Source organism: Elusimicrobiota bacterium, assembly GCA_016182905.1.
GTDB lineage: Bacteria > Elusimicrobiota > Elusimicrobia > UBA1565 > UBA9628 > GWA2-66-18.
This window is the reverse complement of the sequence record JACPFR010000004.1, coordinates 118473-142859: the sequence shown is the minus strand read 5'-3', so window position 1 is coordinate 142859 and position 24387 is coordinate 118473. Positions and strand designations below refer to the sequence as shown.

Genomic DNA, 24387 nt, shown 5'->3' with positions numbered 1-24387 from the left:
CTGGGTCTTAAGGGCTGGCGCGGAACGGGTTCATCGGCTATCCTCCCGGAGATGACCCCTCCCGGCCCCGCGGCCCGCGTCCTCCTGGCGGCGCTCCTCCTCGGAGCCTCCGCGCCCGTGCGCGCCGAGGAAGGCGAGCCCTCGGGCTCGGCGCCGAAGGTCGAGCCGGTCAAGGCGGTCCCGGTCAAGCCCGCCGAGCAGATCAAGAACGCCTGCGACGCCCCGGCGGTCGCCGTCCGCCTGTCCGATCCCGCCGCCGCTCCCGCCGAGGGGGGGAAGGCTCCCGTCCCTTCGCCCAAGCGGGAAAAGGAGGCGCAGGCCGCCGCCAACCGCCTCGGGGCCGGAGTCGAGGGCGAGGCCGACGAGTCCGGCCAGACCTTGTCGTGGAAGCGCGGCCGGACCACGAAGACCCAGTGCCGCGCCAAGCTCGAGCGCCTGCGCCGCGATTTCCCGGGACGCGTCTCCTTCGAGCCGACGACCGAGGAGCGCGTGGCCGAGGTGCGCCGCCGCCGCGACGCGCTGATCCCCGAGAACCTGCGCAGGAACTCGTCCGACGCCTCGCTGGCGAACGGCCTGTTCGACGGCGGGTCGTCCGGCTCGATGTTCGCGCCGAAGGTCGAGAGCTCGGTCTCGGCGGCCGCTCCGTCGGCCTCGCCGGACGCGCACATCCGCCCGGCCGCCTACGCCCCCGAGCGCCAGCTCCCGGTCCAGTACCGCGGGGCCCTCTCCGTCTCTCCGCCCCAGCCGGCCGCTTATTCGGCGCCGACCTTCACCCAGCGGATCTCGAACGCGTACGACGCGACGACGGCGTACGTCTCCGAGGGCATCGCGACGGCCGGCCAGTGGGTCGGCGGCGTCGCGCGCTCCGTGCGCAACCGCTTCTACAGCGGCATCGAGATGATCCAGGGCTTCGGCTACAAGTTCATCCACGCCGGACGCTCGACGAACTGGGGGACGAAGCCCCTCGTCGACGGCCTGCGCATGATCGCGGCGTACATGCGCGGAACCGGCAAGGCGGAGACCGACCTCGCCGTCGGCGACATCTCGAGCGCCGGCGGCGGCCGGCTCGGCGGCCACGCGTCGCATCAGACGGGCCGCGACGTGGACATCGGGTTCTACATGACGGAGGCGGGCAGCGGCAGGGCCGTGGACGCGATGAACTTCGTGCGCTTCGCCGGCGGGCGCGACGGGCTCACGGGCAGCTACGGCGGGCGGGCGGTGCGCTTCGACGCCGAGCGCAACTGGATGCTGATCCAGGCCATCCTCGCCAACCCCGACCCCGAGTTCAAGCCGACCCACATCTTCATCGCCAAGCACCTCGAGGGCGCGGTCCTCGCCGCCGCGGGCGACTCCCCGGACCGTGCGCGCGCCGCCGCGCTGATGTCGCACTGGCCCGGCCACGACAATCACCTGCACCTGCGCGTCCAGTAAGGTCTCCGCTCAGTCCCCGCAGAGCTTGAGGCCGACGATCCCGGTGAGGATCAGCCCGAGGCAGGCCAGGCGCGCGACCTCCAACAAACCTGCCAAATCGACCCAGACCCATGCGCTCGTCATAGGACTATAAGGTAACACTTCCGTATATGCCTTGAAACCGTAACACGATAGCGCTAAATTAGTCATAAGTTGCTTCCCCGCCCCCTGACATGATAATATCAACGCCGTCGTCCCGCTCTTTGTTCCGTTTTTCGTGCCCAGTTGGCGCAGTGGTAGCGCGCTCCCTTGACATGGGAGAGGTCATAGGTTCAAATCCTATACTGGGCACCATTTTTTTGCCCCAGGAGCCCCGCTGAACATGCCCGCAGCCGACATCGTGCGCGCCGCCGATCCGAACTCCCAGGAGGCCCTCGACGCCCTGCGCCACTCGTGCGCGCACGTCATGGCCCAAGCCGTGCAGGAGCTGTTCCCCGGCACGAAGATCACCATCGGGCCCGCCATCGAGCACGGGTTCTACTACGACTTCGACTCCGAGCACCGCTTCGCGGAGACCGACTTCAAGGCGATCGAGCGCAGGATGCTGCAGATCGTCGAGGGCAACCACGAGTTCAAGGGCGAGGAAGTCACCTACGAGCAGTCCAAGAAGTACTGGGAGGGCCGCGGCGAGAAGTACAAGCTCGAGCTCCTCGAGCAGTTCAAGGACCAGAAGCTCACGCACTACACGCACTCGACCTTCACCGACCTGTGCCGCGGCGGCCACACGCCGAGCACGAAGCAGATCCGCCATTTCAAGCTGCTGACCGTGGCCGGCGCCTACTGGCGCGGCGACGAGAAGAACGCGATGCTCCAGCGCATCTACGGGACGGCGTGGCCCACCAAGGAGCAGCTCCAGCAGCACCTCAAGATGCTCGAGGAGGCCAAGAAGAGGGACCACCGCAAGCTCGGCCCCGCGCTCGGCCTGTTCTCCATCGAGGAGCTCGCCGGCCCGGGCCTCATCTTCTGGCACCCGAAGGGCGGCCGCATGCGCCTCATCATGGAGGACTGGCTGCGCGCCGAGGCGCTCAAGCGCGGCTATCAGATGGTCTACACGCCGCACATCGCCAACAAGGACCTCTGGAACGTCTCCGGCCATACCGGCTTCTACCGCCAGAACATGTTCGGCGAGATCGAGGTCGAGAAGGCCGACTACATGCTCAAGCCGATGAACTGCCCCTGCCACATCCTCATCTACAAGGGCGGGCTGCGCAGCTACAAGCAGCTGCCGATGCGCCTGGCCGAGCTCGGCACGGTGTACCGCTACGAGCGCTCGGGCGTGCTGCACGGGCTGATGCGGGTGCGCGGGTTCACCCAGGACGACGCGCATATCTTTTGTACTCCGGACCAAATTGAATCCGAGATCGAGGGCTGCCTCGACTTCGCGCTCAAGGTCTTCGAGGTGTTCGGCTTCAAGGAGTACAAGATGGAGGTCTCGACCTGGGACCCCGAGAAGCCCGGCGACTACGTCGGCGAGGCCGAGGAGTGGGAGCGGGCGACGAAGGCGCTCATCGACGTGCTCGAGCGCCGCGGCACGCCCTACAAGCTGTGCAAGGGCGAGGCCGCCTTCTACGGCCCCAAGATCGACGTCAAGCTCATCGACGCCATCGGCCGCCCGTGGCAGCTGTCCACGGTGCAGTTCGACTTCAACCTCCCCAAGCGCTTCGAGATGGAGTACGTCGGCTCCGACGGCAACCGGCACCGGCCTCTGATGGTGCACCGCGCGCTGTACGGCTCGATCGAGCGCTTCTTCGGCATACTCGTCGAGCACTACGCGGGGAACTTCCCGCTGTGGCTCGCTCCGGTCCAGGTCAAGATCCTGACCCTGACCGAGGAGCAGGACGCGTCCGCCGAGGCCCTCCGCAAGAAGCTGGAGGCCGCGGGCTTCCGCGTCGAGGCCGACCTGCGCCGCGAGCGCATCGGCCACAAGATCCGCGAGACGACGCTCGAGAAGGTCCCGTACATGGTGATCATCGGCCCGAACGACGTGGCCTCGAACACGATCTCCGTGCGCCTCAAGGACGGCCGCCAGTTCAACGGCCAGACGGCGGACGAGTTCATCGCGAAAATCAAGACGGAGGCCGACGAGAAGCGCACGGCCTCGGATTGGCCGGCGCAGGCGCCGGCCCAAGGATAAGAATGAAGACACTGCTGATCGCCGTGACCCTCTCGATAGTCGCCGTCGGTACGGCCACGGAATCCGTCCGTGCGGCCAAGCCGGATTTCGACGCCGCCGCCGAGGAGGCCGGGTTCAACGCCGCGACGCAGATGTTCCAGGAGACGGGCCGCGACAAGCTCGCCGTCGTCTCGGCCTTCGAGAACTTCACCGCCCAGTTCCCGCGCTCCCCGCGCGTCGCCGACGCGGACTTCCTCCGCGGCGAGGCGTACATGCAGCACGCGCTGTCGATATTGAAGGCGGAGGCCTCCGCCAAGAAGACATCCTCGGCCCGGCTGCTCGCCCCCAAGAATCCCGCCGCGGTGAAGGCCCTGCAGGACGCCCGCAAGGCCTACGAGTCCGTGGTCGGCGACAAGAAATCCGGTCTCGGCGCCTCGGCGCAGTACCGCCTCGGCGAGGTCGCCTACAACGAGAAGGACTGGGAGAAGGCCGTCGCCGAGTTCAAGGAGGTCGACCGCCGCTTCCCGAAGGCCTACATCAACCCCGAGGCGCTGATGGGGATCATCTACGCCGACCTGGCGCTCGAGCAGTTCTCCCAGGCCGAGGCCAACCTGTTCCTTCTCGGCGAGACGTTCCCGACCTTCCTGAAGGAGCCCGTCGTGCTGTACGCGCAGGGCATCGTGGCCCTGCACAAGGGCGATTACGCGAGCGCCGAGCGCGCGCTCAAGCAGGTGAAGACCGCCGAGGCGCAGTACTACCTCGGCAAGACCTTCCTGCTGTCCAAGCGCGCCTATCTCGCCGCCGCCGCCTTCGAGAACCTGATCCGCGATTATAAGGACTCCGATCTGAAAGAAGAGGCTCAATTCTTCATCGGCGACTCGTTCTTCCTCGCCGAGGACTACAACGGCGCGATCTCCAAGTACCAGGCCTTCATCGCGATCTACCCCGAGAGCCCCCTGCGCGTGTCCGCGCTGTTCCGCATCGGCTCGTCCTACTTCCAGAAGAAGGACTACGTCGAGGCGCGCGCCAATTTCCAGGCCGTGCTCGACCGCTACCCGAAGGACTTCTTCGCGCCGCTGGCGCAGTTCTTCATCGCCGAGTCGCACCTCGTCGCCGGCCAGACGCGCGAGGCCCTGTTCGCCTACACGAAGGTGATCACGCAGTACCCCGACGCGGTGAAGATCACGCCGCTCGCGTACTTCAAGCTCTCCTGGTGCCAGCACCAGGTCGGCGACTACATGCAGGCGATCCAGACGGGGTCGAACTTCGTCGCTCAGTACCCGAATCACGTCCTCGCTAAAAATATCTACCTGATCATGGCCAACTCCCAGATCGCGCTGAAGCGCTACGTCGAGGCGACGTCGTCGCTGCAGCGCATCATCGACCTGGCCCCGTCCTCCGACATCGCCGAGCAGGCTCTCTTCTCCATCCTCAAGAACCAGTACGACCAGAAGGCGTTCAACTCGATCCTGACCTCCTATCAGTTCATCTTCCGGCATCTCCCGCCCTCGAAATCCAAGTGGCGCTCGATGAGCTACCTGTACGCGGCCGAGGCCTACCTGGGCATGAACCAGGTCGACGAGGCCGCGGTCATCTACGAGATGATCCTGAAGGTGTATCCCGACGATCCCGCGGCCTTCTACGCGCAGGACGGCCTGGCCTGGTGCCACTCCTACAAGGGCGAGGACACGCTCGCCCTCGAGGCGCGCCAGAAGCTCAAGGACATGATGGCGGTGGCCACCTCCTCGTTCTCCTTCACCGGCCTCAACGAGCTCGGCATCGCCGACTCGATGTTCAACCAGAAGAACTACGAGGACTCCTACCAGCTCTACGAGAAGTTCGCCCGCGAGAACCCGAAGGCTCCCGAGGCGCCGTCCGCGCTCTATCGCGCCGCGATGAGCTCCTACCACCAGCGCTTCTACACGCAGGCCATCGACCTGTGGCGCAAGCTCGTCGCCGAGTACCCGAGCGCGAAGGACGCGACCCTCGCCCGCTCCCAGATCGCCGACACCTTGTTCCGCGCGCAGAAGTACGGCGAGGCCATCGCGGCTTATCGCGAGATCCTGGCCGCGGACCCGAAGGGCGCCGGCGCGCCGATCGCGCACCTGCGCATCGCCCAGGCCGCCTTCAACGCCAAGGACGACGCGGCCGCGATCAAGCAGGTCCAGGAGCTCGTCGCCGCCTTCCCGGCGGCGCCGGAGTCCAACGACGGCCTCGACATCCTCGAGGGCGTCTTCGACCGCAACCGCGGCCTCGACTACAAGGCGAGCCTGCGGCAGATCGTCGCCTCCCAGCCCGGCACCCCGATCGGCGGCGAGGCGCAGTTCCGCCTCGCGCGCCGCGCCTTCGAGTCCAAGGACTGGGCGGCGGCCGCCGTCGACTTCCAGAAGTTCTCCGTGGACTTCACGAACCATCCCGAGCTGCCGAAGGCTCAGTTCTACCTGGGCGAGAGCTACTTCAACCAGAGCAAGTGGCAGGATTCCATCCCGGCTTACGAGCGGCTGCTCGGCAACTTCGAGAAGTCCGAGGACACGCCCCTCGCGGTGTTCCATCTGGCGAGCGCGTACTATAACCTGGAAAAGTTCGACGAGGCGACGCGCCATTACTCCCGCTTGATCGAGGAGTACCCGTCCTCGCCGTACGTGGCGCCCGCCCAGTTCAACCTGGCGCTCGCGTACAAGAAGCTGGGCAAGCTCGACATGGCGCAGTACGCCTACCAGAAGTACGTCGCGGCCGCCAAGCCCGGCGACGCGCAGGCGCAGAACGCCTTGTGGGAGACGTATCAGATCCAGCGCGACCGCAAGGACTTCGACGGCGCGGTCGCCACGCTCGAGACGATCAAGAACTCGGGCAAGGCGGACGGGGAGCTCGCGCTCGAGGTGATGTATCGTATTTCGGAGGTGAACACGGCCGCCGGCCGCCCCGACGAGGCCCAGGCGACCTGGGAGAAGATGCGGACGATGAAGCCGCTGAACTCCGCGTTCCGCCTCCAGGCGCTGGCCAAGCTCGGCGAGGCCTATGAGAAGGCGGGCGACTCGGCCTCCGCCGCCGACGTGTACGAGGACTACGCGCGCGCGGCGCCGAAGGACCTCGCGCAGAAGGCCGCGGCCCGCGCCGCGCTGCTGCGCAAGTCCGCCGGCGGGGCGAAGCCCCGCAAGGCGGCGCCGAAGGCGACCCCCGACGTGGACGAGCAGGTCGCCCCGGACGGCGGCGGCACGATGGTGATGCCCGCCGACGAGGCCCCGGCGAAGAAGCCCGCCGGCAAGAAGCCCGCGAAGTCCGGCGCCAAGGGCCGCCGCGGCGGGGAAGCCCCGTCCGAGCCGAACCTGCCGGGCATGCCGGCGGCCGAAGATATCCAGTAGTCCCGAGGAGACAAAGAGATGGGCGAAATCCACATCCTGGCGCTGTTCCGCGAGAGCTTCACCCTCGTCATCATGCTGTTCTGCTCCATCCTGTCGGTCACCTTCGCGCTCGAGCGCTGGTGGTACTTCCGGTCGGCGCAGGCGAGCCCCGACGACGTGCTCAGCCACGTGCGCAAGAGCCTCGAGGGGGGCAAGACCGACGCCGCCGCGGCCTACTGCCAGAAGCACCCGTCCGCGGTCGCCCAGGTCGTCCACTACGGGCTCCTGCACGCCGCCCGCTCGCGCAAGGACCTCGAGGAGCTGATGCTGACCAAGCTCAAGGAGGAGCGCGTCAAGCTCGAGCGCTTCCTCGGCGTCCTCGGCACGCTCGGCAACATCTCGCCCTTCATCGGGCTGTTCGGCACGGTCGTCGGCATCATCAAGGCCTTCCGCGACCTCGCCTCCTCCGGCACCGGCGGCCCCGCGGTCGTCGCCCGCGGCATCGCCGAGGCTCTCGTCGCCACGGCGGCGGGCCTGCTCGTCGCCATCCCGGCCTCGATCCTGTACAACTACTTCATGCGGCGCCTGAAGGTGATCACCGTGGACATGGAGATCGCCTCCGCGCGCCTGCTCGTGATGCTCGGGGCGAAGTAAGAGGGGACCCATGGCCGGAGCCAGCCAGAAAGAAGACGAACCGATCACGCAGATCAACGTCACCCCGCTGGTGGACGTCTGCCTCGTGCTCGTCATCATCTTCATGGCCGTCGCGCCCATGGCCGTCACGCTCGGCATCAAGGTCCTCGAGACCCGGCGCTCCAACGCCGAGGGCAAGGCCTCCGTCGACGAGAACGTCAACATCAGGATCACGCCGGACGGCGCCATCACCGTCAACGGCACGAAGACCGACGGCGTCACCTTCCGCGGGGTGCTGTCCGCCGCGCTCGCCTCGAGCAAGGACAAGATGGTGATCGTGACCGCCGACGCGACGAACAAGGTCGGCCTCGTCGTCGAGGTGCTCGACGCGTCGAAGCAGGCGGGCGCCCTCAAGCTCGCGGTGATGAAGGCCGATATGAAGGGGGAGGAAGGGGGCTGATGGCCGGTTCGAACATCGAGTCGGACGATCCGATCACGGACATCAACATCACGCCCCTCGTGGACGTGTGCCTCGTGCTCGTCATCATCTTCATGGTGACCGCGCCGATGTTCTCCGACCCGCCGATCAAGGTGGACCTGCCGAGCGCCCACACGCACGAGGGGGAAGAGGCCGACAAGATCACGATCACGCTCTCCAAGGACGGGGAATACGCGATCGACGCCCAGAAGTTCACCGACCCCAAGCTCCTCGGCGACGCGCTCAAGTCCGCGCTGGCGGCGAAGGAATCCAAGATGGTCGTGCTGCGCGCCGACAAGGACGCCCTGCACGGCCAGCTCACCGACCTGATGGCCCGGGCGAAGGACGCCGGAGCCCAGTCGCTGACGATCGCGACGGAACAGCTGAAATGATGCGGGTGTCATAGAAGGATGAACCAGGCACGAGTCCCGGCGTCGGTGCTGATCTCGCTCGCGGTCCACGCGGGCTTCCTCGTGCTGTTCATGGGCCTCGTCAAGGAGGGCCCGAAGCAGGCGGCGCAGATCGTCGAGGGCGTCGACCTGCTGATCGCGCCCGCCCGCCCTCGCCCCGTCGAGGGGACGCCGAAGCCGGTGATCTCCACGATGGACTTCCTCAAGATGGCCCTGCCCGCCGCGCCGCGCCGGGCCGAGCTCGCGGCCGTGGACGTCAAGCTCCCGGAGACGCGCAAGCCGCTGCTCGCGGAGGCTCCGAAGCTCGAGGAGAGCACGCGCCGGCTGGCGCCGAAGCTCGAGGCGCTCGATCTCGCCCGCTCCCGCGTCTCGGCCGCGAAGATCGACGCCGAGCCGATGAGCCGCCGCCGCGCCGCGCAGACCTTGGCCGCCCTCCCGAAGCTCGAGGAGGTCGGGCGGCGCCGCGTGAAGAACCTTCCCGAGGCCCTCGCCCTCGAGGACAAGCGCCGCGAGGCGACGACCTTGCTGGGCGGAGCGCTCGAGGCCCCGCGCGCGACGAGCCGCCGCGAGGTCGCGATGGCCGCCGCCAAGCTCGAGGAGGCCGAGGCGCCCGCTCCCGTCTCGACCCGCAAGGGCCTGTCCGTCCTGCCCGATCAGCTCGTGCTGCGGCAGCGTCCCGAGACGGCGATCGCCCCCAGGCTCGAGAAGATCGACGCGGTCGCCCCGAAGCTCGAGCGCCGTCAGGCCGCCGCCGCGACCGAGGGCGGCCCGAAGAAAGGCGTCGAGATCGAGGGCCCGCTCAAGGACCGCAAGGTCGTCTCGGCCGTCATCCCCAAGTTCCCCGAGTGGGCCCGGACGCAGGGCATGATGGAGGCCGAGGTCGCCATCCGCTTCAACGTCGACGCCGGGGGCGCCGTGATGCCCGGGATGCGCGTCGAACGCACGTCGGGCTACGGCCGCCTCGACCGCCTCTGCATGGACAGCCTTCGCGATTGGACCTTCGCCCCCGCGCCGGGTTCCGGCGCGCAATGGGGAGTCATCACCTTCCGCTTCATCCTGGAGTGACCATGAAAACCGCCTCTGTTCTCGCCGCAATGGCCGTGCTCGCCGCGAACGCCTCGGCCCAGGCGCCGGCGCCGCCCGCGGCCGCGGCCGCCGCCGCCGCGCCGTCGGGGGGGATGCCCGCCGAGGTGGTGATCAAGGCCGAGGGCGCCGGCTCCAAGCTCCAGGATCAGAAGCCGCCGCTGAAGATCGAGGTGGACCCCTTCGAGACGATCCGCCCGTCGCTGGCCCCGGACGAGAACCTGCTGCTAGCGGTGTCGCCGCTCACCGTGTCCTGGCGCCGCACGCATCCCGAGATCCTGATGAACGACCGGGTCATCCAGCCCTGGCGCACGACGTTCAGCCAGCGCTCGGGCATCGGCTTCAAGATCAAGGAGCAGCTCGAGGCGCTCCTCGGCGGCAAGCTCGAGGGCAAGGAAGGCCGCAAGTGGGGCTGGAGCCTCACCATCGCCGACGAGGAAGGCCGCGTCTTCCACAACTACTCCGGCTCCGGCGATCCGCCCGAGGAGTTGTTGTGGACCGGCCAGAACGAGCAGGGCGAGTGGGTGCGGGCGGGACGCTCGTATTCCGCCGTCTACACCTTCACGAGCCCCGACGGTTCGCCGCGCACGACGGTCGGCAAGCCCCTGCTGTTCAAGGGCATCGTCCACCAGGAGGACACCGGCCTGCACCTGAGCCTCGACTCGGCCGCGCTGTTCGGCACGAGCAAGAACGCCGCCGAGGTCCAGTCCGCCGCGGGCCAGGACCTGCTGCGCTCGGCCGTCGATCTCATCAAGCGCAAGTACTCCGGCATCCCGATCTCGGTGCGCGTGTTCGCCAACACCAAGGAGCTCGGCGACTCGCAGGCCAAGGCCATCCAGGACGTCCTGCTGCGCGAGCTGATGGTCGCCACGCGCCACATCGGCGTCGACGCGACGCGGGCGCCGTTCTCCGATCAGCGCGCCGAGATCGTCCTGCTCAACCGGTGAAGGAGCGCGGCGTCGCCTGATCGGGCGCGGGGGTTAATGGCTCAAGCGGGCCAGCACGCGGGATCGCTCGATGGGCCCCAAACCCGGCGGCGAATGATCGGGTCACCGATTAATGATGTGATCGATGCGGCGCCAGACCTGCAACGGTTCATCTTGGACAGCCATTGACGCCGTTTTCCACGGAGCAGCCGGGGTCTTGCGGCTGATGAGTCCCTTCTCCACGCCCCGCACGCTTCCGCTCGCGTTCCTCGCGAGCCGATTCTTCCCGGGCCCGTTTTGCGGCGTCCGAATTTTTCTTCATGATGGTCTTCTGATATGCCCTGACCACTTTGTCGAACGACCCCGAATCCGAGATATTCGATGAATTAGACAGGATGTAGTCGACGCATTCTCGATTGCTTAACTCATTCGCATGGTCGATTCTGGCTCGAAGGGGATAGCTCATCGGATTTTGAAGACTTGCGGCGGAATCATTGCAAGCCTTGATCTTTTCAGGGGGGATCCCGGCGCGAACCAGATCGCACGCCCGCGTGACCAAAAGAACTGTTTTTAGACCTGGCAAATCAAGGGGGCCCGGCGTGAAATAATGTGAATAGTCCTCATCCTTGAAGCCGATTATCCTTCTATCGGTGCGGCTAATGTAGTTGAGCCGATACCAACAACGCGCGACTTCGTTCTCTGTTTCCTGAAGCGCATAGAGTTCCGCACGCTGCTTCGCCTGGCGCTCACTCTCAGCATCCTCCCGAGCCTTGCGCTCCGCCTCCTGGCGTTCGCGGGCCAACCTCTCTTCCTCGATCCGTTTCTGCAGCGCTTCTTGCCGGGCGCGTTCGGCTGCCACTTTCTCCGCCAGTCGCGAGAATTCCTTCTCGATATTGACCTGGATGTTCTCATAGTGGTTCTTCCAGACGGCTTCTTGCGCGGGGGTGAGGGTATTGTCGTCCAGAGGGACGCCGCTGAGCACGGCTGCGCCATAGTCCATGTAATTCTGTCGAATCTCGTCGACATCCTTCTGCTTGAGTCCGAACGCACTGATGTGATCCAAGTCGAATTTATACGCGGCCATTTCTTCCTTGTCGATATGCTGCCAGCCGTGCCGTTTCCCTTTTTTATCCTTCCAGGAAAGCCGGTCGAAATGCTGGGATTCGTGATATAGGACACGCGCGAGATAGCCGGGATTGTCGCGCTCCCGGGCGATCGCGAATGTTTCCTTGAGGATGAGGACGCGACCATCCGCCGTGGTGAGCGCCATTCGGCCGCGGGGTTTGCGCGGGTCCATCGCCATCGTGCCGCTGTAGTGGGACCGGCCGTCCGTCCCGTCGATCTTCACCGCGAGGATCACCCCTTTACCGGATTCAGTGACACGGGGGTTCCATCGCGCCGTCAGTTTGGCGACATAGGCGTCCGCTGGTTCGGACGGCGCCTGGATTTCGAATGGGCCATCGTGTCGAGGTTTGACATGGTATAGGTCGGCGGTCAAAGTCATCGCTTTCTGATATGTCTGTTCTTGGATCGTGTAGGCAGCAAGGTACGCTTGGGCGGCCGCGAGCTTGTCTGTATTCGGAGCCGTCGTGCCGCGGATGGCGATGTATGCCGCCCTTAGAGGCGCGATGTCTTGTTCGGCGACTTGCGCAGCGGTGATCAAATCGAGGATTTTCTGCTTTGCCGCATCCGTATCAGGCCCCGGGTCGGGCGCGCAGGGAACACCGGCGTTGGCGACCGAGCAGAGGGCGGCGAACCCGCGTACTGGCGACGTCGTCAAGATGAAGACTAGGAACGCGCGCCTCATCGCACAATCTCCAACTCTACGGGGTCGGTGGAAATGGGGCCCAACGCATCGGCGACCCATTTCGCGTGGTCCTTCTTGATCGCTTCGAGTGTTTTGTAATGAAGCGCCATCTCGATGTAGGTTTCCGTCAGAGGCCGCGGCCGATCGTCGAATTCGACGTGGATGCGATAGCGGCCCGGAGTCTTGAACTCATTTCGGACGATCATCGTCCGGAACGGCTCCGAGGGGGAATCCCCGTCGCCGAGGCTTCGGAGAGTCTCCCCGGGGCCGATTCTGGCCCTGAAAGTCGTGCTCGCCGTGCTCTCGGCCATTTGTTCGGCAGTGAATGGGGCGGACATCGGCTTTAACGGTTCCGTCCTGCCCCCAAGCGTGGGCTCGAGGCGATGACTCCGCCCTTTGGCGTCGGTGAGCATGAACCTGATAGTTCGAAGCGAATCAAGCAATCCGCCCCAACGAAAGACGCTCGAGTCGTATTCGATGTAATTGATCGGCGCCCGGCCGACGTTCGTCATCTCGAGGCGATATCGAACGGGCTCTCCGACGCGGATCTTCGTTTTCTCGAGGACGAGCCTGAGGTGAACCTTTCGCCCGATGGGTTCGGGGGTGAACCCGGCGGGCGCGGGTGATACCATGGTGCGCGTATTCTTGTCTTCGAGCCTTTGGTCGGCGTCGACTAGGGCGTCGAGCTTCTTGATCTCATCGGGGACTGGGTGCTTCTCATTAGTCTGCGTGGGCATCGCCAGCGCAGGGGCGTGCGGCGCCACTGGCGCCGGGGATTCGGGCTTTCCGCATCCGGCGATGAAGGTGAGCAGCGCGGCGAGGGCGGCGGTCTTCATCTCTTGTGGCCTCGGTCCAGAATCAAATTGAAGCGGCGTTCAACCGCTTCTCTGGACTCATCCGGTTGAGGCCGGATCGTGGATACCCCGGGGCCGATCCCCCGAGCTACAGAGTTGATGGTCTAAGGATACTGGAAGTTGAGCAATCCATCGAGGGTCTTTCGCCCTGTAAGCGGGGAGACCCTATTGGCCCAGACAGAGTCTCCTTCTTTTTTAATGGGGGCAGCGGAGGTTTCCGTAATCCTCGCACCGTCCTCCCGACGGAGGAGGGTAATACACCGGGGCGGGGCGGTAGGCTGCGGCGGTCTCTTGCACCCAGCGGACGGTGATCCCGGGTCCTTCCCCGTTGCGGATGACTTCGATCAATCGGCGGAAAAGGCGGCTCTCGCAGGGCCCGAGACCGAGCGCTGATTCGTCGGCGATCCGCTCGTCGTTCCGCGAGAAGGCGGTATCGCCGAGCCGGATGGTCAGGACGCTATCGATAGAGACGCGGTCGGGAGTTCCGCAGGCGGTGACGGAAAGGTCCCTCGCCGCGGATAATAGAGTCGGGAACACGCCCATGGGGGTGCCTCGGATCGGCGCGGGATCCCACGGAATGATCGGAACGGCTCGAACCGGGTTCGATTCGGGCTTCGCGGGTGCGGGGTCTTCCCGCTCGGACCACGCGCGTATTTGATCCGCGGTCGCGCCCTTAAGAAGCATGCCGTACAACAATCCGCTGCAATCCCCAAGGCCGGGCGGCATGGTGTTCATCGCGTCCGTTCCGTAAGATCTGGGAGTGCATCCAATTCCGCCTGAGACACGCTTCCCGGGTGATCGCAGGACCGCCGGGCCAGGTCGGCGTAGGCGTTTTTCAGGCGTTCGTCGTGATCGCGCCGGGCGATGTTGGCCTGCGACCGGGCCTCGGCGACGAGTCCGCGCGCTTCGACGACTGCTTCTTCGAGGGCCCTTTTCTTCACGCGCTCTGTTTCCGTTTCGTAGCTGTCGATCATTGCGGATCGGAGCTGTTGGTGCGATTGCTTGAGGACGTCCTTCTTCTTCAGGACATCATAATACTCCGTACGGGCATGTCCGATCATCCCGGGTATCTTGCCGATCTTCTCGATGATCACCCGCTTGGATTTTCGCTCGTGCGGATGGCAGGTTCGTGTATTAGGCGTCCCCGAAGCGCAGACCGCGTCCCACTTCGCTTTGAAATCGACCGAGGCACCCGCGTCCAAGCCGATTTGCGCCGCGCGGTCCTGCGCGTTTCTGACGGCGTCGTTCTCCGCGCGTGTCCAGTGGACTTCCGTCCCCGTCCACTCCGCGAGGAGTGCCCATTTCTTCCGATCGTTGTCGGGAACTCCCACGACGATCAGCTTCTTCGGCGGACGGATGTCTCCGTTCAAGATCGCGGCATAGACCAGCTCGCAGCCCCAGCTGTGAGCGACGAGCTCGTTGATTTCCGCGTCCTGGTAAGCCGCCAGCTTCTTTCGTGCATTCTCGGTCGTCACGCCCCTCGCCGCGTTCGCGTATTCGACGGCATCGCCCACCAGCTCGCCGGTATGAGCTGGGTCGATGAGACGTTGGAACTTATAGCGGGCCCTTTCCAGGGCCGTCATGTTTTCGAGGGCGGAGAATGACGGCTTGATTTGGGTCTCGAATAGGTTCTTGTCGTATGCGCCGGTGTCGTCATTTGACATGACGCCGGTGACCTCCACCCGCATTAAAGTGAAGTTCTCGCCCTTCTTGTCCAGATTCCGGAGCGCCTCTTGTACGTAATAATGGTTCTTCCGCTGCAGCACCTGCTCGGTCATGGCTCGCAGTTCCGGATCGGCGACTCTCCCGGCCAAGTCCTGATGGTCCGGTCTGATCATCTGCGCATGAGCCCCGGAGACCACGAACGCCAGCAGGACCGCGATGACCAGGGGCTTCATCGGGATTCCCCGGTGTCAAGTGAATGGTCGATGAACAGGGCGAATGCGGTTCCGAACGCCAGTCCAAGGAAGTAGAGGATCACGGTGTTGCCGAAGACACCGAATTCGGCGGGCAGTCGGTCGCCGGGACCCCGGGTCAGGATCGTCAGGAGAGCCCAAAGCACAGCGATTGCGCCCGTCGCGACCAGGACTCGCCCAGCGCGGGCACTCCCGAGGCGGCGGGCCGCGAAAGCGCTGATCAGTGGAACAAGCATCACGGGAAGAAGAGTGGCGTCGTTCGAAACCCGCCATTTTACGCCGGTGATGGCGATGGGGAGGTAGACGGATATGAATCCGGCCAACGCGGCGAGATGCGCGAAGACGAACAGGCTTCTGCCGAAGTACCTCGTCCGGCGGGCACGAACGCTCGTCCCCGGCCAAAAGGCGAGGCCCGTCAGCGCCCCTCCGAGAATCCCGAAGAGCATGACGAAACGGAAAGCCTTGAAGCTCGAAAAAAAGTGCGGGGACAACTCGCCGGCGGGAATGAACAAATTCCCGGACGAGGAATCCTCCTGGGACGGGTGTGAACCGGAAATGACGTGTTTTCGAAGCGATTCCAGCGCGCGATCGAGCGTGTAGTTGTAATCCTCCGCGCGCTTTGCGCTGAGACCGAAATCTCCCTCGTTCAGAATGCCGCCGGTCGTGAGAATAAAGAATTCATGCTGCGACTCGGTGTAGGTTTGGACGGCGCGGTAAGGTCGTGTGGTTCTGGCATGGAATGTCCCGCGAGGCCATGCGTACTCATTGGTTTCATCGACCATTCGGTACTCGGCGCCGGCTTTCGCGCTCTCTTTGTCTTTGGCGGCGCGCAACTCCGCTAGGCTACGGAGGCCGCCGGGAGCCCTTTTGGGAATGACCATGAGTTCCATGAGCTCCAGTCGGGCGAAATCATCTAGCTTGTAATTCGACGGCTTCGGTTTGAATGGAGCGAGGCCCTTGTCGTCGGAAAAATTGCGATGGAAGTACACGACCTCCGTCTCACCCTTCACCTCGACCATGGTGGACCAGTAATAGGGGAGTTCTATGGTCTCGCCGTATTTCCCGACATACAATGTCACGGCCCCGTAGCCGCTGGAATTGGGCCTGGTCTGGATGGTCCCAGTTTGCGAGGAGGCTCCCTCTGCGATTGGAGAGGGGGGGGCCTGCGGTTCACGCGCGAAGCTTTGACCTGCGAGGAGAGTGAGACTGGCGCTAAGAATCGCTAAGTGGCGTTTCATTTGATTCCTTTGGCAATAAAAATGAGGAAGCGAGCATTGCTCGCTTCCCCTGGACTCATCCGGTTGAGGCCGGATCGTGGATACCCCGGGGCCGATTCCCCGAGCTACAGAGTTGATAGCCTAAGGATACTGGAAGATGAGTAATTCAACGAGGGTCTTTCGCTCTGGAAGCGGGGAGACCCTAATGGCCCAGACAGAATCTTCGATCGAAGACGAAAAGAAAGCGGGCCCGCGACGAGCGGGCCCGTTCCATTTTAAGGGGATGAAAACTAGCTGTTACCGGCGACGGCGGTTCCGGCGGGGGGGAGGTCCTTGGCGAGCTTGGCGAAGAGCTCCAGCTCGGCCTTGTATTTCGCGGCGGCCTGCTCGTTGGTGATCAATCTGATTCCATTGATATCCGCGATTGCGGCGGCGCGCAGGACTCCGGTTTTGTCGGTCAGATAGTATTCCGCGTAGGTTTTTTCGGTATTCCTGAACCAGATGAAAATATCTTTGGAACCTTCGACGGTCGGAACGACGAAGACGTGTTTGCCTTCAGGAAGAGGCTCTGACACTTGAAGCACGGGAATGTTCGTCGTGCCGTCGCACCCGCCGAGGACTCGGCAGACATCTTTGTCGAACGTGGTGGGTTTCTTCGAGGCAAGCGTACGCTTGATCAGCCTGGCGAGCAGTTCCTCGTTGATGATCGGATCGGCCTTGGGCATCAGGTCGACGGGGACGCTCTTGGGCGCCGGCGGGACGGGCGTGGGCGTCGCGGCGACGGCGGCGGCCCAGCCGGACGCATCGAGACCGGTGACGGCGTTCTTGAGAGCCTTTTGGGCGGCCGAAGGGTCGACCGCGGCGGCGAAAATGGCGTTGTTGCGGATGGGGGCGAGGCTCGAGGTGAGCATGGCCGAAAGGTAGGCCGAGGTCAGGACCGCGGTGATGGGGTGGGTCTTTATTCTCATAGTCGAATTGTAGGCGCCTTATGGGCGCCCTCCCTGAGGCCTATGTCCCGGGTGAGACCCGGTAATCGGCCTAGGTCTTCTTGCTCCAGTAGGCCTAGGCCATTAAAGGAGGGTTAAGCCTACCTTGACAGAGTTCGGGGCCGGGGTTACACTCCGGGTACCCCTCATTATGAAACACTCCCGATTTCTTCTTCTCGCCGTCGTCCTCTGCTCGGCCGCATCTTCGGCTATTGCTCTAGGCGACGAGGACGAAGTCAGTGATGCATCTGTCGTCACCTGCAAAACCGGCACCACCAGCGACGGCAATGGCGGCTGCGTGGCGGTCAAGCCTAAGCCCCGTCCCGAGGTCGCCGGCAAGGACGGCGTCGTTCAGAACGACCCCACCGGCAACGCCTGCGCGAACGGCGTGCTTCCCAACGGGTTGTGCCGCGTCGTCCCGACCGCCGTCGACTCCGACACCACGGTCGACGCGAACATCCCGGCGATGGTGGGCGGGATCGTGTCGGCCGGCGTCCTCGGCGAGCAGACCGGAGCCCAGGCCCGGCCCCCGGTCACCTTCCCTCAGGCGCAGACCCCGGAGGCCGAGCAGTCCCGCCAGGAAGTGGCCCGCCTGGTGAACGCGAACGACACCGCCGCCGCCCGCGAGTACGCCGTCGCGGCCCTGGCCCGCCACCCCGAGGACCCCGCCTTGCAGTCGTTCGTGAAGCTCACCGCCCCCGTGAAGACCGGCGTGGATCAGAGGACGGTGAAGTCCCGCATCGCCGAGCTCGCGGCGGGCATGCGCCAGGACGAGGGGACGGGCAACGGCGCCATACTCGCCTCGCCCATCTCGTTCGGTGCGCTGGCCGGCGGCGCCACTCGTGGCCCGGCGACCATTCCCGCCGGGGCCGTCATGCCCGATCTGCACGCCAACGCAGTCTATCGCGAGGCCAGCACTAAGATCGCGATCAAGGACTATGCTGGAGCCGAAGCCGTCCTGACACGCCGCATCGGGGAGAACCCGTCGGACGCCGGAGCGTTCCATCTGCGCGCGCTGACCCGGCGCCTGCTGACCCGATTGCAGGATTCAGCCGAGGACGCTCGAAAGGCGGTCGCCCTAAACCCCCGCGACTCGAGGTCCCTGCACCTGCTGTCCCGCGACCTGACCGACCTTGGCCGTCCGCAGGAAGGCCTGGCCGAGGCTGAGCGCGCGCTGGCCATCGATAACAACGATGCCCAGGCCTACGTCGCCCGTTCCGAGGCCTTCCGGTCGCTCGGCCGCGCCGAGGAACGCCTGTCCGATCTCGCTCGCGCCGCGGCGCTCGACCCGAAATTCGCCCCCGTTTACGAGGAGGCACTTGCCCTCAACGGAGGCAAGGCCGTTCCAAGCAAGAGCGGCCGCGCGTGGCCGGTGTGGTTCGGCGCTATCGGTACGGCCCTGTTGTTCTTCTCGTTCGCGCTCTTCCCGAAGTTCCGGGACACGGGGCGATCACGGGTGCCCTCGGCCGACCGGGGCGCCCCACCTATGAGGCCGGCGGTCCCGGCCGGCTACAGCCTGGGAGAACGGCTCGGCCAGGGCGGGATGGGCGTCGTCTACGAGGGGGAGGACCGCGCGCTCAAGCGCAAGGTGGCCATCAAGGTCCTTCGCCCCGAGGTGGCGGAGAACCCGCGCGAGCGGCAGCGCTTTCTTAAGGAGGCGCGCACGGTCGCCAGGCTCAAGCATCCGAACATCGTGGACATCCACGCGGTCCATGATGAGAACGGTGAAGTCTGGCTCGTTTTCGAACACATCCAAGGCGAGACTTTGCACGAGGTCCTCGGCCGGGGGGCGCTTCCGGTCCCGAAGGTCTTGCACCTGCTGGGGCAGGTCGCGTCCGCCCTCGACTACGCGCACGCCCAAGGAGTGGTCCACCAGGACCTGAAGCCCGCCAACATCATGACCGCCGGCGACGTCGCCAAAGTGATGGATTTCGGCATCGCCCGCTGCGTCCGGGAGACGATGTCGACGGTGTCGAGGCTGGAGGTCGCGGGCACGCCGGCCTACATGGCGCCCGAGCAGGAGTTGGGCGGGGCCGCGGCGGCCCCGGCGGCCGACATCTTCGCCTTCGGCGCCTGCGCCTACGAATGCCTGTCCGGCCAGATGCCGTTTCCCGGCGGCCACGTCATGATCAAGGTGGAGAAGCGCTACCGGCCGCTGTCCGAGCTGGCGGGGCTTCCGGCCGCCGTGGACCCGGTCATCTCCCGTGCCCTGGATCCTGATCCGGCGAACCGCTGGCCGACCGCCTCGGCCTGTATCGGGGCGTTGGCGCGGGCGCTGCAGGAAGCGCCGGCGGTTCAGCGCGGCGTCTGAACCGGGTCATCAGGATCGGCTGAGGCCCGTCATGTCGGGCGCATGATAGAGCGCGTACCCGTCTATCTCGGCGAGGAGTCTCCGCTCGTCCCATGACTTTTCGAGCGAGATTCCGTTGTAGGATGCGCTGAGGATGAACGTCCAGGTCAATGTCGGGGGTGCCGGCGGAGGGTTGCCGTTGAATCCCAGGCCGGCCCACGCGCTCTTGAATCGGGCAACGTTCTCCGGCTCCGGGCGGATGGCTACGGTGACGCAGGGTGCTGCCGCATCCAGCGCGCCGGCCTGCCGCAGGATCCAGGCGATCGTCCAATCCAGACGGTCGAGAGGGCCGCGATCGAATATCCCGCTCAAGAGGGAAAGGGCGGACTCATTTCCCGAGAGGAACATGAATTCGACTTCGCCGTTCTTGAAAGCCGATATCGTTTTCAAGAACGCGCTCGCATTAGCCGGGTCGAGCGCCGCGAGAAACCGCAGCCGTTCTCCGTGCTCCGCTGACAACCGTCGGAATAGGTTTCTCATCAGGGATAGCGCCGCAGTCTGGCGATTATAGCCAGTTGTTTCCGCGAAGGGGGAATTCGTCCAGTCCGTCTCGTGATGTTCCCAGAGCTCGGCGACTCGCAGGCCAAGGCCATCCAGGACGTCCTGCTGCGCGAGCTGATGGTCGCCCCGCGCCACATCGGCGTCGACGCGACGCGGGCGCCGTTCTCCGATCAGCGCGCCGAGATCGTCCTGCTCAACCGCTGACGCTCCGCGCCGTTCAACTTACCTTCACCGCGCCGCCATAGGCGGCGGGTCCCCGCTCGTTGTAGAGTGAGCGCCATCGGGTCATGGAGGGGAACATGAGAAGGACGATCCTGGGCGCGATGGCGTTGGCCGCGGCGCTGGCCGCCGCGCGGAGGGCGGAGCCCGAGCCCCGCCTGCAGGTCAGCCGGCTCTCCGGGCGGTTCGAGATCGAGACCCCGAACCGGAGGGAGAGCGTCGCCGGGCAGAGGCTGCCCTACGTCCGCTCCGGCTCGATCGTCCGCGTCACGGCGGGAACGGCCGAGTTCCGGTCGGACTTCGACGCGGTCGTGACCGCCGGCAAGGGCGACACGTTCCACTACACGGCGAGGCGGCCGGAGGACGGCCGGGCGGCCGTCCAGGTCATCGCGGCGATCGAGACGGACCCCAAGTCCCTGGAGATCGTCGTCGGGGGGGAGCGGTTCCGCCCGAAGCGGGGCGGGGGGCTCTCGATCACCGCCTCGGGCCCCGGCGAGGCGACCGTCCGGTCCGAGATGGGCGACGTCCTCGTCGCCACCGGCGGGGCGCGCGGGGCCGGCCGCCTCCTGCAGCCCGGGGAGGCGCTCATCGTCGCCGTGCGGGAGGACGAGACGGCCTCACGGCGCCCGATGAGCCTGGCGGGGGTGACCGTCATCCGCAAGAACGAGACGACGTTCGAGGCCCGGGGCGACGCCCCGGAGGAACCCATGCGCGGGGCGAGCTCCGAAGCGGCCCGGCGCGCCGCCGCGGCCTGGCCCGAGAGGTCCGGGATGGTCGCGGAGGCGATGATCGACAAATACGGAGCGCCCGACTCGGTCGACGACGCCAAGATGACCTGGATCGGGAACGGGAGCTGGAAGCGGACGACGGTCTACCGCCTGCCGGGCGGAGGCGGCGACGTCATCGAGCAGTCGATCGGCTACGCCGTGCCGGAGGACCGGCGCGCCGACCTGACGCGGCTCGGCCTCGCGGTGAAGGTCGACGCGGCGGGCGGCGAGCTGTCGTCGACGAGCGAGTCCGAGGAGACGAACTTCCTGGTCCTGAACCTCGCCGACGAGGTCGTCAAGGAGACGCGCACCCCCGAGGGCGCGCGCGCGTACTATCTGCAGACCGTGCGTCTCGCCGCGGCCGGCAAGAGCTCGCCATACCTGAGCGGGCTCTTGTTCAGGCCGTGAGGGACGGCGCCCGGAGGCTCGCGGCATGTCTATTATATTAGACATTGTTTCGCGCGGATGGCGGGTCTCTCCCGTCGGAGAGCGCGCCCGCCGGCGCTGGGGCGGGCTGAAAATATTGACGCGCCGAGCGCGCTCCGCGGCGCTGTTGAGGCGCGCGCTGACTTTGGTATCTACGGGTATGGCCAAAACCGTCTACAGCTTCGGGGAGTCTTCGGACGTCCGCGCGGTGTCGCGGCTGGACCGCGACGCGTCGCGCGCGTTGTTGGGCGGGAAGGGCGCCGGGCTCTTCGAGATGTCCCGCATCGGCCTGCCGGTGCCTCCGGGCTTCACCGTCACGACCGACGTGTGCCGCGCGTACTACGCGCGCAAGGCCGAAAAGGGCCTGACGCGTCACGCGATGCGCCACCCCGAGCGCTCGGCGAAGTCCATCGGCCGCGCCGTCGTCGCGGAGTTCCTCGCCGCCGTCAAGAAGCTCGAGAAGTCGACCGGCCGCCGGTTCGGCGACGTCAAGAACCCGCTGCTCGTCTCCGTGCGCTCGGGCTCCAAGTTCTCGATGCCCGGCATGATGGACACCATCCTCAACCTCGGCCTGAACGACCGGACGGTGCTCGGCCTCGTGGCGCAGACGGGCAACCCGCGCTTCGCCTGGGACTGCTACCGCCGCTTCATCGCGATGTTCGGCAACGTGGTCAAGGGCATCGACAAGGAGGCCTTCGAGGCGGCCCTGCGCCAGGTCAAGGCCGCGGCCGACGTCCAGACCGACGCGGAGCTGTCCACCCAGGCCCTGCAGTGGCTCGTGGGACTGTTCAAGGACATCTATAAGGAGCATTCGGGCTTCCCGTTCCCCCAGGAGCCCGGCGACCAGCTGCGCCTCGCGGTCACCGCCGTGTTCGAGTCGTGGAACAACCCGCGCGCGTTCGCCTACCGCAAGCTCAACCGCATCCCCGACGACCTCGGCACCGCCTGCACGGTGCAGGCGATGGTGTTCGGCAACATGGGCTCGGACTGCGCGACCGGCGTCGGCTTCACCCGCGACCCGGGCACCGGCGAGCGCGCCTTCTACGGCGAGTTCCTCGTCAACGCGCAGGGGGAGGACGTGGTGGCCGGCACCCGCACGCCGCGGCCGCTCAACGAGCTCTCGAAGGAGATGCCCGCCACGTACAAGCGCCTGCTCGAGATCTCGAGCAGGCTCGAGAAGCACTACGGCGACGTCCAGGACATGGAGTTCACGATCGAGAAGGGCCGCCTGTTCATGCTCCAGACGCGCACCGGCAAACGGTCGGCCATGGCCGCTCTTCGCATCGCCGTCGATATGGTGGACGAAGGCCTCATCACTCCCGACCAGGCCGTGATGCGCCTGACGCCGGAGCAGCTCGACGAGCTTCTGCGTCCGGTGTTCGAGGAAGGCGCGTCGGCCCGGGCGAAGGTGCTCGCCAAAGGCCTGCCCGCCGGCCCCGGCGCCGCCACCGGGCGCGCGTATTTCACCGCCGATCGGGCCGTCGAGGAGGCGAAGAAGGGCCCCGTGATATTGGTCCGGCCCGAAACGAACCCGGATGATATCCACGGCATGGCCGCGGCCGAGGGCATCCTGACCGCCACCGGCGGGATGACGAGCCATGCGGCCGTCGTGGGCCGCGGCATGGGCAAGGTCTGCGTCGTCGGCTGCGGCGAGCTCGAGAGCCTCGGGCTGAAGGAGGGAGACTGGATCTCGCTCGACGGCTTCAAGGGGCGCGTCCTGGACGGCCGCGTCGAGACCCAGCCCTCCGAGATCCTGGAGGTGCTGCTGGGGAAGCGGCCCGTCGCCGGATCGGAGCTGTACCGGCGCTACAAGACGTTCATGGCCTGGGCCGACGCCGCGCGCGCCCCCGAGGTGCGCGCCAACGCCGACACGCCCGAGGACGCCAAGACCGCGACGGCCCTGGGCGCCGCCGGCATCGGCCTGTGCCGCACCGAGCACATGTTCTTCGGCGAGGACCGCATCCCGAAGGTCCTGGCGATGATCCTGGCCGACTCCGAGGAGGAGCGCTACGAGGCGGTCAAGGCCCTGTACCCGCTGCAGAAGGCCGACTTCAAGGCGATCTTCAAGACGATGCGCGGCCGCCCCGTCACGGTCCGCACCATCGACCCGCCCCTGCACGAGTTCCTGCCGCAGACGCCGGAGGCGGCGGATCGCGTGGCGGCCCTGCACGGCTTCGACGCGGGCAAGCTGTGGGCGAAGACCCTCGAGCTCAAGGAGGCCAACCCGATGCTCGGCCACCGCGGCTGCCGCCTGGGCATCACCTACCCCGAGATCACCGACATGCAGGCGCGCGCCATCCTGTCCGCCGCCTGCGAGCTCGGCCGCGAGGGCGTCTCCGCCGTCCCGGAGATCATGATCCCGCTCGTCGGCCACGTCACCGAGCTCCGCCACCAGAAGAAGCGCATCGCGGCGATCGCCGAGGCCGTGTTCGCGGAGCACGGCACCTGCGTGCGCTACCAGGTGGGCACGATGATCGAGGTGCCCCGCGCCGCCCTCACCGCGGGGGAGATCGCCGAGGAGGCCGAGTTCTTCTCGTTCGGCACGAACGACCTCACTCAGATGACGCTCGGCTACTCGCGCGACGACTACGGGCGCTACATCGGCCGGTACCTGGAGATGAAGATCCTCGAGTCGGACCCCTTCCGCTCGCTGGACCGCTCCGGGGTCGGGCGGCTCGTGCGCCTGGCCGTGGACGAGGGCCGCAAGTCCCGCCCCACGCTGAAGATCGGCATCTGCGGCGAGCACGGGGGCGACCCGGCCTCGATCCGGCTTTTCCACGACGCCGGCCTGGGCTACGTCTCCTGCTCGCCCTACCGGGTCCCGATCGCCCGTCTGGCGGCGGCCCAGGCCGCGATCTCGTCCAAGGCGCTTCACAACTGACGTCAAAAA

19 protein-coding genes and 1 tRNA gene are annotated in these 24387 nt (G+C 66.1%); 13 read left to right on the top strand and 7 right to left on the bottom strand.

The annotated features are described in order from the left end of the window. The first annotated feature begins 51 nt into the window (after positions 1 to 51). The 9 genes from HYV14_01005 (at position 52) to HYV14_00965 (ending at position 10475) form a co-directional block, all read left to right on the top strand. Positions 52 to 1431, top strand: coding sequence for a penicillin-insensitive murein endopeptidase (locus tag HYV14_01005; GenBank protein ID MBI2384567.1), 1380 nt, complete (start codon positions 52 to 54; stop codon positions 1429 to 1431). 258 nt (positions 1432 to 1689) lie between these two features. After that, positions 1690 to 1764, top strand: a tRNA-Val gene (locus tag HYV14_01000). A 28-nt stretch (positions 1765 to 1792) separates the two neighbouring features. Beyond that, positions 1793 to 3604: a threonine--tRNA ligase gene (thrS, locus tag HYV14_00995; GenBank protein ID MBI2384566.1), complete on the top strand. Its 1812-nt coding sequence runs from the start codon at positions 1793 to 1795 to the stop codon at positions 3602 to 3604. A 2-nt stretch (positions 3605 to 3606) separates the two neighbouring features. Further along, positions 3607 to 6945: a tetratricopeptide repeat protein gene (locus tag HYV14_00990; GenBank protein MBI2384565.1), complete on the top strand. Its 3339-nt coding sequence runs from the start codon at positions 3607 to 3609 to the stop codon at positions 6943 to 6945. Between the two features lie 18 nt (positions 6946 to 6963). After that, on the top strand, positions 6964 to 7578 hold the full coding sequence (locus HYV14_00985; protein MBI2384564.1) for a MotA/TolQ/ExbB proton channel family protein: 615 nt from the start codon (positions 6964 to 6966) through the stop codon (positions 7576 to 7578). A gap of 10 nt (positions 7579 to 7588) precedes the next feature. After that, on the top strand, positions 7589 to 8017 hold the full coding sequence (locus HYV14_00980; GenBank protein ID MBI2384563.1) for a biopolymer transporter ExbD: 429 nt from the start codon (positions 7589 to 7591) through the stop codon (positions 8015 to 8017). Then, entirely contained in the window at positions 8017 to 8427 is a 411-nt protein-coding gene (locus HYV14_00975) for a biopolymer transporter ExbD (GenBank protein MBI2384562.1), read from the top strand. Before HYV14_00980 ends, HYV14_00975 begins: the two co-directional genes overlap by 1 nt. Positions 8428 to 8445: 18 nt before the next feature. After that, positions 8446 to 9510, top strand: coding sequence for a TonB family protein (locus HYV14_00970; protein ID MBI2384561.1), 1065 nt, complete (start codon positions 8446 to 8448; stop codon positions 9508 to 9510). Between the two features lie 2 nt (positions 9511 to 9512). Next, positions 9513 to 10475 carry a hypothetical protein gene (locus HYV14_00965; GenBank protein MBI2384560.1) on the top strand — a complete coding sequence of 321 codons (963 nt, stop codon included), beginning with the start codon at positions 9513 to 9515 and terminating at the stop codon, positions 10473 to 10475. 148 nt (positions 10476 to 10623) lie between these two features. On the opposite strand, the gene HYV14_00960 is transcribed toward HYV14_00965, so the two are convergent. From HYV14_00960 to HYV14_00935, 6 genes are all read right to left on the bottom strand, one after another. Next, positions 10624 to 12261, bottom strand: a complete 1638-nt coding sequence (locus tag HYV14_00960; protein MBI2384559.1) for a hypothetical protein — start codon at positions 12259 to 12261, stop codon at positions 10624 to 10626. Then, the gene (locus HYV14_00955) at positions 12258 to 13097 is read right to left on the bottom strand and encodes a hypothetical protein (GenBank protein MBI2384558.1); all 840 of its coding nucleotides are present in this window, start codon (positions 13095 to 13097) and stop codon (positions 12258 to 12260) included. The genes HYV14_00960 and HYV14_00955 overlap by 4 nt, the downstream gene beginning before the upstream one ends. A 213-nt stretch (positions 13098 to 13310) precedes the next feature. Continuing rightward, a complete protein-coding gene (locus HYV14_00950; GenBank protein MBI2384557.1) occupies positions 13311 to 13850 on the bottom strand; it encodes a hypothetical protein in 540 nt (179 codons plus the stop codon). After that, complete coding sequence (locus HYV14_00945) at positions 13847 to 15013, bottom strand: hypothetical protein (protein MBI2384556.1); 1167 nt, start codon at positions 15011 to 15013, stop codon at positions 13847 to 13849. Before HYV14_00945 ends, HYV14_00950 begins: the two co-directional genes overlap by 4 nt. Continuing rightward, positions 15010 to 16050, bottom strand: coding sequence for a hypothetical protein (locus HYV14_00940; GenBank protein ID MBI2384555.1), 1041 nt, complete (start codon positions 16048 to 16050; stop codon positions 15010 to 15012). Before HYV14_00940 ends, HYV14_00945 begins: the two co-directional genes overlap by 4 nt. Positions 16051 to 16538: 488 nt before the next feature. Then, a complete protein-coding gene (locus HYV14_00935) occupies positions 16539 to 17216 on the bottom strand; it encodes a hypothetical protein (protein MBI2384554.1) in 678 nt (225 codons plus the stop codon). Between the two features lie 316 nt (positions 17217 to 17532). On the opposite strand from HYV14_00935, the gene HYV14_00930 reads away from it, so the two are divergent. Then, a complete protein-coding gene (locus HYV14_00930) occupies positions 17533 to 19545 on the top strand; it encodes a protein kinase (protein ID MBI2384553.1) in 2013 nt (670 codons plus the stop codon). A gap of 9 nt (positions 19546 to 19554) precedes the next feature. Here the strand turns inward: HYV14_00930 and HYV14_00925 are convergent, their stop codons facing one another. Next, positions 19555 to 20064: a hypothetical protein gene (locus HYV14_00925; GenBank protein MBI2384552.1), complete on the bottom strand. Its 510-nt coding sequence runs from the start codon at positions 20062 to 20064 to the stop codon at positions 19555 to 19557. A gap of 72 nt (positions 20065 to 20136) precedes the next feature. Between HYV14_00925 and HYV14_00920 the strand changes: the two genes are divergently transcribed. The 3 genes from HYV14_00920 (at position 20137) to HYV14_00910 (ending at position 24378) form a co-directional block, all read left to right on the top strand. Then, positions 20137 to 20289, top strand: coding sequence for a hypothetical protein (locus HYV14_00920; GenBank protein MBI2384551.1), 153 nt, complete (start codon positions 20137 to 20139; stop codon positions 20287 to 20289). A gap of 95 nt (positions 20290 to 20384) precedes the next feature. Next, positions 20385 to 21479: a hypothetical protein gene (locus tag HYV14_00915; protein ID MBI2384550.1), complete on the top strand. Its 1095-nt coding sequence runs from the start codon at positions 20385 to 20387 to the stop codon at positions 21477 to 21479. A gap of 178 nt (positions 21480 to 21657) precedes the next feature. Further along, the gene (locus HYV14_00910; GenBank protein MBI2384549.1) at positions 21658 to 24378 is read left to right on the top strand and encodes a pyruvate, phosphate dikinase; all 2721 of its coding nucleotides are present in this window, start codon (positions 21658 to 21660) and stop codon (positions 24376 to 24378) included. The last annotated feature ends 9 nt before the right edge of the window (positions 24379 to 24387 follow it).